Here is a 1355-nt window from a genome sequence, read left to right as displayed (position 1 = left end):
CGGATTTTTCATGCGCACGGTCGAGGCGCTGGCGGGCGAAGTTCGGCGACTGAGCGCCGGGCCGTGCGTACTCGTGGGCTATTCGATGGGCGGGCGGATCGGGAAAAATGTATCAACTTTTCGGGGATGAAATGAATCGGTTGATTGAAGAAATAAACGAGGAGTTAGTAGCATAAGGCTTTTGGGAATCCCCCCTTGCCCCCCCTTTCTGAGGGGGGCAGGGAGAATTTTCGACAATATGCCAATGTTGAATCCCCCCCTTTGAAAAAGGGGGGCAAGGGGGGATTAAAAGGGATCGAGGGGAATTCAGCGAAAAAGATGGAAGCTGAACGAAAATGCAAAAACGATGGAAGCGTACAACAAAAAACTCAAAGAGCCATCACGAAGATTGCGCTGCGAAATGACCGATGCAGAGCAGCATCTATGGGGGCGTCTGCGTCGAAAGCAGATACATGGCGTGCAGTTCAACAGACAGAAACCGATTCTTGACTACATTGTCGATTTCTACTGCGCAAAAGCAAAGCTGGTGATTGAACTGGACGGCAGTCAACATTATGAATCCGAACATCGAGAGAAAGACCGGGTTCGGGATGAGACATTGGCGGAGTTGGGGTTGCTTGTGCTGCGTTACGACAACCGGCAAGCACTGTTGGAGACTGAGGCGGTGCTTGAGGATATTTATGCGAAAGTGGAAGAACGTTTGGGAATCCCCCCTGGCCCCCCTTTTTCCAAGGGGGGAAGCGTGTAGCCCTCCCCTTTTTCCAAGGGGGGAGGCATGTAGCACCTCCTTTTTTCCAAGGGGGGAGGCGTGTAGCCCCTCCTTTTTCTAAGGGGGGAGGCGTGTAGCACCTCCTTTTTTCTAAAGGGGGAGGCATGTAGCACCTCCTTTTTTCTAAAGGGGGAGGCATGTAGCACCTCCTTACCCTCCCCCTTTGAAAAAGGGGGATCGAGGGGGATTAAAAAATGGAGCATTTCAAAGTTGACAATGAGTCTGTAATCCCCCTGCCCCTTTTTTTAAGGGGGGATGCCGCAAGCCCAGGGACAAGCGCCCAATCAACAGGCAGAGCCAAAACGGATAGCCAACAATACAACACAGACGCACCATCATGACATCGCTTCCGACAACCATCCCCCTCCACCTCGCCACCGTCGGCGACCCGGCGCTGCCGAAGATCGTGTTTCTGCACGGCTTCCTCGGATCGGGCAGCGACTGGCTGCCGTTCGCCCGCAAGCTTGAGGCGCGCTTTTGCAGCATTCTTGTCGATCTGCCGGGGCATGGCGAAGCGGCGATTCCGGCGGACGGAGAGGCGGACGGATTTTTCATGCGCACGGTCGAGGCGCTGGCGGGCGAAGTT

At 54.5% G+C, this 1355-nt stretch carries 2 protein-coding genes; both read left to right on the top strand.

Annotation, left to right across the window (positions count from 1 at the left end; translation table 11 throughout):
- Nucleotides 1–346: 346 nt before the first annotated feature.
- Entirely contained in the window at nt 347–748 is a 402-nt protein-coding gene (locus EST62_RS12935; protein ID WP_129052475.1) for an endonuclease domain-containing protein, read from the top strand.
- Between the two features lie 358 nt (nt 749–1106).
- Nucleotides 1107–1355, top strand: a 249-nt coding sequence (locus EST62_RS12930) for an alpha/beta fold hydrolase (protein WP_129052474.1), incomplete at its 3' end; no start/stop codon positions are given.

The sequence above is a fragment of the Chlorobaculum sp. 24CR genome (genome assembly GCF_004118635.1).
GTDB lineage: Bacteria > Bacteroidota > Chlorobiia > Chlorobiales > Chlorobiaceae > Chlorobaculum.
The sequence above is the reverse complement of the archived record's forward strand: the minus strand, read 5'-3'. Positions and strand labels throughout refer to the sequence as shown.